At 46.0% G+C, this 9,098-nt stretch carries 9 protein-coding genes; all 9 read right to left on the reverse strand.

The features are described 5' to 3' along the window. Positions 1-20 precede the first annotated feature (20 nt). Genes gspK through gspC form a run of 9 tightly spaced genes read right to left on the reverse strand, consistent with a single transcriptional unit; the run spans position 21 to position 8,896 of the window. Complete coding sequence (gene gspK, locus R7041_RS21470; protein WP_064368897.1) at positions 21-1,031, reverse strand: type II secretion system minor pseudopilin GspK; 1,011 nt, start codon at positions 1,029-1,031, stop codon at positions 21-23. Then, on the reverse strand, positions 1,024-1,701 hold the full coding sequence (gene gspJ / locus R7041_RS21475) for a type II secretion system minor pseudopilin GspJ (protein WP_047103742.1): 678 nt from the start codon (positions 1,699-1,701) through the stop codon (positions 1,024-1,026). The genes gspK and gspJ overlap by 8 nt, the downstream gene beginning before the upstream one ends. After that, on the reverse strand, positions 1,688-2,077 hold the full coding sequence (gspI, locus tag R7041_RS21480) for a type II secretion system minor pseudopilin GspI (RefSeq protein WP_017820691.1): 390 nt from the start codon (positions 2,075-2,077) through the stop codon (positions 1,688-1,690). The genes gspJ and gspI overlap by 14 nt, the downstream gene beginning before the upstream one ends. Next, positions 2,064-2,663, reverse strand: a complete 600-nt coding sequence (locus R7041_RS21485; RefSeq protein WP_017635010.1) for a prepilin-type N-terminal cleavage/methylation domain-containing protein — start codon at positions 2,661-2,663, stop codon at positions 2,064-2,066. Before R7041_RS21485 ends, gspI begins: the two co-directional genes overlap by 14 nt. 29 nt (positions 2,664-2,692) lie before the next feature. Next, a complete protein-coding gene (gspG, locus tag R7041_RS21490; protein WP_005379298.1) occupies positions 2,693-3,136 on the reverse strand; it encodes a type II secretion system major pseudopilin GspG in 444 nt (147 codons plus the stop codon). Between the two features lie 59 nt (positions 3,137-3,195). Further along, positions 3,196-4,413, reverse strand: a complete 1,218-nt coding sequence (gene gspF / locus R7041_RS21495; protein WP_005382993.1) for a type II secretion system inner membrane protein GspF — start codon at positions 4,411-4,413, stop codon at positions 3,196-3,198. Further along, a complete protein-coding gene (gspE, locus tag R7041_RS21500; RefSeq protein WP_206949361.1) occupies positions 4,413-5,915 on the reverse strand; it encodes a type II secretion system ATPase GspE in 1,503 nt (500 codons plus the stop codon). The genes gspF and gspE overlap by 1 nt, the downstream gene beginning before the upstream one ends. Beyond that, a complete protein-coding gene (gene gspD / locus R7041_RS21505; RefSeq protein WP_064368895.1) occupies positions 5,915-7,933 on the reverse strand; it encodes a type II secretion system secretin GspD in 2,019 nt (672 codons plus the stop codon). The genes gspE and gspD overlap by 1 nt, the downstream gene beginning before the upstream one ends. A 36-nt stretch (positions 7,934-7,969) precedes the next feature. Next, the gene (gene gspC / locus R7041_RS21510) at positions 7,970-8,896 is read right to left on the reverse strand and encodes a type II secretion system protein GspC (RefSeq protein ID WP_064368894.1); all 927 of its coding nucleotides are present in this window, start codon (positions 8,894-8,896) and stop codon (positions 7,970-7,972) included. Positions 8,897-9,098 lie beyond the last annotated feature (202 nt).

Here is a 9,098-nt window from a genome sequence, read left to right on the forward strand (position 1 = left end):
GAATGGTACTTTGTTGTTCGCTACTCAGCCGAACGGTCAGAAACTCGCTCACTGATCCCTCCAAAACGACGGCGAACTACGGTCACCGTTTCTCTATTTGTACTTTGTAAAAGGCTTCGGATACGTACACGTGATTCATCCACCAACACTTGTGCATCCAATTCAAAAAAGGCGCTATCCACACCCAAATAGCCTTTGGCGTTTTTCTTTACATCTTCACTTAAGCCAGCCATTTCTGACTCTGCTAAAAATTCATCAATGCTATCCCACCCATCAAATGGGCGTTTTTCAATTAGCTGAATCGCATCACTACTGCTTAAGTTTGGTGAGAACATTGCCACCAAAATCGGAGCTTGCTCAACATCAATCGTATTCACGTTTAAACGCCAGTCATCACTTGGTAATGCACAGACCAGCGGCTCCAATTTTTGGAAAATTTCACCACTCACCTGATAGACAGCCCGTAACTCGGAAGCATCTGCCATCCAACCATTTGATGCCAAATAGGAAGGTTTCATCGCTTCATATGTGCTGTCTTCAACCCCAGCAGTCGAACGGACAGAGTCATCAGCATCAATGTATTCCCAAGTAGAGTCTGCAATGATTTCTGCTTGATATGGCTCGACATCCAACTCTTCTAATAGGCGCTGCAATACATTCACTAAATATGGTCTTGTAATTTGCTGACCCGTTGGTTGCACACGACTCAATACATTTAGATTAAAGCACGCTTGCTTGTCTCTAATTCGTCCCGCCGCTTGACCATAATCTAACGGATAGACTTGCTCTTTTATCGCCCACGGTTGACTCATATTAATCGTGTCGGTGTCTTTATAACTTTGCTCGATACCCACTTTTGCTAGCGCCTCGACGCCAAGGCTGTACCAATATGCTTGCTGGTAATTGATTTGATTAGCGCCTCGCTGAAACTGCAAGAACAAACGTTCTGACATACTGGCAGCAACCGTCGCCATAATCGCCAGCAACATCAACACTATAATCAAAGCAACACCGCGCTGACGGTTAACCATTATTGCTGTCTCCTGAACTTTCCTCTTTCTGACTCAATGTGCCATCAGGAGTGAGATAAGTGCGGGCAATTTCTCCATAGTCTTTGAGAGTGAGAACAACAGAAACCGCTTTCGGCAGCGCTTTTTCTTCAGCCCACTCTTTTTTCCATTGCTTACCATCATAGAAACGCATATCAAATGACTCGACCTGCGTTAGCAATGGAGTAACAGTACCTTGTTGCCCAACCGGCGTATCAGGATAGCGCCACCATACTCGCTGCAGTGTTTCTTCTTTTAAGCGATAGCCAACCTTGGTTACTTCTCCACGAGGGAACTGCTGCTGAGGGTTGTGCCAACCTAAACGGGCAAACATCAGTCCTTTGGTATCGGAGTCCAACAGGTAATCGGACCAAAAAATTAGCCGGCTAGCAGGCTCTTCACCATTAGTACGTGTTTGACGCATCGCCATTTGACGAAAATCGTTATCCATCATCACCATGGCACGCTGAATTTCGTTTAAGCGTTGGGTTCGTTCTTGTGATAGCGCATTGCTACGCTGTACTTGCGATACCACTTGGTACGCAGCGACACTTAAACTGGCAAAGATGGCAATCGATACCAACACTTCAATAAGTGTAAAACCTTTTACCCTTTGGCGCGTATTTGCGCGGGGATTATTATTGCGCCACATAGCTTCGTACCGTTACTACAGGGCTCGCGCTTTTCTCTACCGAGACGCTCACATCAAATGCTTTCAGCAATGGCTGCGTCGTGGCGACTGGCGTGACTTTCCAGAACCAAGTGCGTCCTGCCAGCTCTTCTGTGCCGTTTTTCGCTTTGAGTTCTCCGGTATTCAACATCACATTTGCCATCTGATTATCCACAACCATGGCTGCAAACATTTTTTCTTCTAAATAACTGATTGTATTAATATGCTGGCTCACGGAGCGAATGACACTGATGGCAGCGGTGGCGAAAATTGCCAGTGCGACCAATACTTCCAGTAAGGTCATGCCTCTCGTCCGGCGATGACTCAAATTTGGGTGAGCTTGCTTAAAATTGCGCATTCTCATCCTCTTTCACTTCTTCGCCCGGAGCTAATAACAAAATTTGTCCACTTTCTTTGCCAATGACTCGCCAACCGTCATTAAAGGCATCACCATTTTGCGGAAAAAAAGACAGGGTAAATGGCGTGACTTCGGCGCTGGAAAATATAAACACTTGCGGTGGCTCAATTTTCTTTTCGTCCTCTTCTTCTGCGAACATGTCTTCATCAAAAAGAGAACCTGGTTTGAATAAGCGCTCATCATTATCCCAAGCACCACCTCCGAGCTCGAGTTGTAGCGTAATATCTTCTTCTAGCTTGGTTTTGCTCGGAATCTGCTTTAATTTCAGAGGCTGCCAACCTTCTGAGGTTAAACTCAGTAGAGCGTAGGTCGATTTGGCATCATCCACTCGAACGCCAAAATCTTTACCGCTCAGCACCGCTTCTTCATTGAGCAGCTGTAAACGCTGAAAAAAGCTTTGAGCATACTGTTTGGAAAGATCTTTTTGGCTAGTCGGTAACGTCGAGATCACGGCCACAGCCGTAAGAGATAGCAAAACCAGCACCAATAGAATTTCTATCAATGTAAAACCGTTATGTTTTCGCATTTGTTTCATTAGTGCTGGCTTAGGCTCAATTATTGGAAGTCTTGCATGTTCCAGTTGCCAATATCTGCAGCTGGACCTTCTCCACCCTCTTGGCCATCTGCGCCTAGAGTGAAGATATCGATTGTACCGTTATCACCTGGGCTTAAGTATTGGTACTGGTTGCCCCAAGGGTCATTAGGAAGACGTTTGATGTAACCACCATCACGGTAGTTGCGTGGCTCTGGGTTAGATGGCTTGCTAACCAATGCTTCTAGACCTTGGTCCGTTGTTGGGTAAACGCTATTGTCCAACTTGTACATATCTAAGGCATTTTCCAACGCGACAATGTCCGTAATCGCTTTTTGTTGGTCTGCCTTCTCTTTGTTACCCAATAGGTTTGGAACAACAAAACTTGCCAAAATACCCAGGATAACGACAACAACCATCACTTCTAAAAGTGTAAAACCCTGTTGTTTACTACGCTTAAACTTCATTTTTTTCTCCGAAAGTTAGATTAAAGCCATGCCGTTAGTAGACACGTCTTAATTCGAAATTATCCGCTCATCAAGTTATTCATTTCTAGCATTGGCATCAAGGTCGCCATCACAATGAACAACACTAATCCAGCCATTAATGCAATCAGCGCAGGAGTAAACACACCCAGAGCAATATTGACTGTTGATTCAAAGTTTTGATCTTGGTTATCGGCTGCCCGCGTCAACATGCTCTCTAATTCACCACTTTGCTCACCACTGGCGATCATGTGTAGCATCATTGGTGGAAACAAGCGAGTTTGGTCCAACGCCTTACGCAAACTAGCGCCCTCTCGGACGTTATCCGCTGCAAGCAAGACTTGCTGCTTCACATAACGGTTAGACATAACATCTACCGCAACGCGCATACCCTCGAGAATTGGAATAGCACTGGAAGTACAGATCGAAAGTGTTCGTGCGAATCGTGCGGTATTCAAACCTCGAGAGATCTTACCTATTAGCGGTAAGCTCAAGATTTTTCTGTCCCAAGCTAAGCGAAAGTCTGGCTTTTGCAACGCCAGTTTGAGGCCATAGAAAAGCGCCACCAGCACAACGAAAATAATCAGCCCCCAATCTTGCACAAACTCACTGGCTGCCAGTAAAAATTGCGTCGATTGAGGTAACTCTTGGCCCATCTGAATGATGGGTTCAATGATTTTAGGAACCACTGTCGCCAATAAGAACGAAACGATGACAACCGCGAATACCACCAAAACTACAGGATAAATCATGGCTTGAAGCAATTTAGATCGCATCTTTTGGCGGTTTTCGACATAGTCTGCCAAACGCTCTAATACGGTATCGAGGTGACCTGATTTTTCGCCCGCCGCAACCATAGAGCGGTACAGTTCATCAAACACGTGTGGGTAATCAGCAAAACTGTCGGCGAGCGGATAACCCTCGGTTACTTTCGAGCGAACCGCAGCCAGCATAGAACGAATTCTCGGCTTTTCAGCCTGCTCAGAGACCGCGCGCAAACATTCTTCCAGAGGCATGCCTGATTGGACTAACGTGGACAATTGACGTGTGATGAGTGCCAGCTCAGATGTTGAGATGCCGCGCTTAAAGCTGACTGAGCCTGAAGACTTAGCCGATTTAGCTTTCGTCTCAACCACTTCAATCGGGATCATCCCTTGCTCTTTGAGTCGCTGGCGCACTTGTCGGGCGTTGTCCCCTTCTATCGTGCCTTTTTTATGCTTGCCTTTTGCATCTAGCGCTTTGTACTCAAATGCCGCCATTAGGTTTCCTTCGTCACTCGCATCACTTCTTCAAGTGACGTAATACCACGACGTACTTTGCTTAGACCATCACTGCGAATACTTGGCGTATGGGCGCGAACGGCTCTCTCAATTTCTTGCTCACCAGACTCTCGGTGAATCAATTCTTGCACTTGCTCATCGACCATAATGAGCTCGTGGATACCTGTTCGACCTCGGTAACCTTTTTGGTTACACGCTTCGCAGCCTTTAGCACGGTGTAGCTCTAGTGGTTCATGCGCTTCCATACCAAACAGTTTCTTATGTTCAGCATCGGCTTCATACGGCTCTTTACAGCTTGGACAAAGCGTTCGAACTAAGCGCTGCGCTAGCACCCCTAATAACGAAGAAGAAATAAGGAATGGCTCAATACCCATATCACGTAGACGCGTAATCGCACCCACTGCGGTGTTGGTGTGGAGAGTAGACATTACCAAGTGACCCGTTAAGGACGCTTGCACTGCAATTTGTGCGGTTTCTAAGTCACGGATCTCACCGACCATCACCACATCCGGGTCCTGACGCAGAATGGCACGCAAACCACGCGCAAAAGTCATGTCGACCTTTGGGTTCACCTGAGTTTGACCGATGCCATCAATATCAAATTCGATCGGGTCTTCAACCGTTAGAATGTTGCGTTCGTTGCTATTGATCTCTTGCAAGCCAGCGTACAAGGTGGTGGATTTACCAGAACCTGTCGGGCCCGTCACCAAGATGATACCGTGAGGGCGGCCAATCAAGTGACGGAAGTTGTCATGCACTGAAGGGGTCATGCCCAAACTATGTAAATCAAGACGAGTCGCGTTTTTATCCAACAGACGCATTACCACGCGCTCCCCATGAGAGGACGGCATCGTCGATACACGCACGTCCACCGCACGACCACCGATACGCAACGAAATACGGCCATCTTGAGGCACACGCTTTTCTGCGATATCTAGTTTAGCCATAACCTTCACACGAGAAACCAGCAAAGGCGCTAGCTTACGACTTGGGGTCAGAACTTCACGTAATACGCCATCGACACGGAAACGAATCGAAAGGGTTTTCTCGAACGTCTCAATATGAATATCCGACGCACCTTCTTTGATCGCTTCACCCAACATGGCGTTGATCAATTTGATGATTGGCGCATCGTCTTCCGATTCTAATAAGTCTTCATCATGCGGCAGTTCTTCAGCCAAAGAGAAGAAATCATCGCTATCAGCACCAATATCTTCCATCAACTGACGCGCTTCAGACGAGTCGCGTTGATATGCTTCAGTCAGCTTTTTATCAAAGGCTTCTTTATCGATAGGTTGCGGTACGAAGCTTTTCTTTAATACACGACGGACTTCAACCAGAGCCGCAGGGTTAAGCGGCTCGACATAGTAAAGAATAGGTGGACGCTCAGGATGCTCTGTCTCCAGCACCAGTTTAAAGCGGTTGGCAAAACTGAATGGCAGACGACGCATACTTGGCGCTGTGTCTAACATATCAACCATTAGTTGTTTTCCATTTGATCAATAAACGCTTGGATCTCTGTTGGGTGCTGACGCTCCTGGCCAAAGGCTGGCATAACCGGGATCTTCTCGTCAGCCATCAACTTCAAACCTTGATCCGCTTTGTAAAGCTGTTCTGCGCGAATAAAGTTGTATTTACGCTGCGTAATACCGTCGGCCGTCACACCATCGCGAATAATCGTCGGCTTGATGAACACCATCAAGTTACGTTTTTCTGTTTGCGTGCTAGTTGACTTGAACAGATGGCCAAGTACCGGAATGTCACCCAATAGCGGCACTTTAGACTCACTTTCAAGTGCGCGTTCATCGACCAAACCACCAAGAACCAACATCTGACCATCTTGGATCATGACAGAGGTGTTTAACTGTCGTTTAGCAAAGCGAACGTCAACCGCACCGTTTGCGCCTAATACGTTGGAAACTTCTTGTTCAATGTTTAACTGTACAGAGTCACCTTCGTTAATTTGTGGCACTACTTTGAGTTTGATACCGACTTCTTTACGGTCAACCGTTTGGAATGGGTTGTCGTTGTTTGAGCCAGCCGTAGAGCCCGTAATAACCGGAACCTCTTCACCCACAATAAATGATGCTTCACCATTATCCATTACAGTGATACTTGGAGAAGATAGAATGTTTGAGTTGGAGTCAGAAGCAACAGCACTAATTAGCGCTGTCCAGTCACCCATGACAATACTCATTGCCGCACCATTTACTCCGCTAAGTGCTGACGCTAGCGTAGAGTAGTCACCTGATTCAGTAACATCATATGGCGTTCGTTCGCCATTAGAGTTGGTATAGTATTCAGTTCGGGTTTGATCTTTTGCTTCTTCTAGCCCAACCATCACCTGACCAATCGGGGCTCCTGAGTTACCGTACTGAATTACAGCACCCGTTTCTAATGAACCCCACTGAACACCTAGGTTAATACCATCACCTTCAGACATTTCGACAATTAACGCTTCAATAAGAACCTGAGCACGACGAATATCGAGTTGAGAAATGACGTCTTGTAATGCCATCATAATATCTGGTGGCGCTGTTAAAACTAACGAGTTAGTTGCAGCGTGAGCAGCAATGACGACCTCACCACGCGATGCACCTGATGTTTTCTGACCGGCTTGTTTTTCAGCTTGCAGGTTATCGGAAACACCTTTCAATACATCCACCAAATCTTCAGCTTTCGCATTTTTCAGGTACACAACTCGGTTGTTACCTTTTGTCGCCATTTCAACATCAAGTTGACGAATCAAACGTTTCAAGCGGGCTCTTACTTTTGGATCACCAGAAATTAAAATCGCGTTAGTACGTTCATCGGCCACAATTTTAGGTTCAAGGAACTCTGGCGTGCTTTTCTGATTCGCACTTTTATTCAGTGCTTCAACAATGCGTACCATTTCAGCAGCAGATGCATTACGCAGCTCTACCAATTCAATTTCTTTATCACCGGCTTGGTCAACACGCTTGATGATCTCTGCTAAGCGATTCACTACTGCCGCACGACCTGTGATCAAGATAATATTCGCTGGATCATAATGAACCACGTTACCGGCACCGGCGTTATCAATCAGCTGACGAAGTAGAGGAGACAACTCTCGAACCGACACATTACGCACCGCGACAACTCGAGTGATAACACTATCGCCTTTCGCGCTGCCATCACCTAACACAGGGATTGCTGAGGTTTTTGAGTCTTTTGCTTTGATAACCTTAAGTACCCCATTGTCCATCTCTACGACTGCGTAACCGTATACTTCAAGGACATTAAGGAAAAAGCTGTAGTATTGCTCTTCGTTAAGAACGTCATAGCTGCGGACATCGATTTTACCGCGTACTGAAGGATCAACAATGATGGTCTTTTCGAGGTTACGACCCACTATGTTGATGAATTCTTGAATATCAGTGCCTTTAAAGCTCGCACTAAATTCGTTTGCCATTGCACCTGGTACGCAGAGTAAACTTCCTGCTAGTAGCCAAGCACTTTTGCTGAACCAATGTTTCACGTATGTCTCCCTGAACTTACGCCGGTTGCCTAAGTCTTACAATTGGATATAGATATCGTACTGTTGGCCGTCTCGCTCAACAGTTAAATTTAATTCTTGCGGATCGCTCATCACTTGCATCAGTTGTACTGAAGAAGACGGGTCACTTAAATCGATCCCGTTCAGTTGAACCGCAATATCGCCAGGTTGTAGTCCTACATCATTAAATAATGCGGCATCACGACCAGGTGATACTCGATAACCAACAATGTCTCCGTCTTTTTTGACGGGTGAAATGGTGATGTATTTAAAAACGCTTTGTGGATCTTTCGCAATTTCCTCGCGGATTTGCTCTAATTTCTCTCCAACGTCAGACGTCGCTGCTTCTGCTCGCTGAGCTTGCGCCCTAGCTACCTGCGGCGATTCAGATAGCTTCTTATATTCTATACCTTCCATCATTAAGGTCTCGTCTCGACCTTGGTTATCAATGATGACGCGATCCACCAATACCGCTTTTAGTGTCGCACGTGTCCCTTCGATTTCTTCACCCAAACCGTACGTAGCTTGCTTACCTCGGTTAGCAATAACAGCAAGGCTGGTGTTGGCATCACTACTTGCAACCGCACCGACCAGCGTAAGGTTAAGGCGCGTCTTAGGGGCGTCTTTAACAATAGGCTGTTCTACAACCGCCGCTTTTTGCTCAGTGTATTTACCGAATAGGTTGGCATTCTGAAGGGCATTAAAATCTATCGCGTCGCCTTTATTGCTCGCAGCAACGCTACTCGCCGATGGACGCCATTGCGGCACTTCCGACGATTGAGGTATGGCTAACCACACAATTTTGCCAAGTATACATCCGGTTATCGCAATAAACAGACAGGTAAGCAACAAGCTAAGTTTGGCTTGAATGGTATAATGATTGGACTTGATCTGAGCCAGTAGCGGTCTGCTTGATAATCCTGCACTTAGCTCTAAACGTTTCACTGAATGGATTCCTTTATTCTAACGTCCGTCATTTAAGCTATAACGATAGCTATCGACTTTAAATTGCTAAATTTGCAATAAAATTATTACTCAACAAAGAGCAGTGAACTATATCACAAGTTGTCTTTCATACCTTTTTCTTATGCAGTTTTTGCCAACTCCCTTGAAAAAAATACGCCTTGACTCCATCTGTAGGTGAATA

Origin of the sequence: Vibrio sp. 1751 (genome assembly GCF_033339895.1) — a bacterium.
Lineage (GTDB): Bacteria > Pseudomonadota > Gammaproteobacteria > Enterobacterales > Vibrionaceae > Vibrio > Vibrio alginolyticus.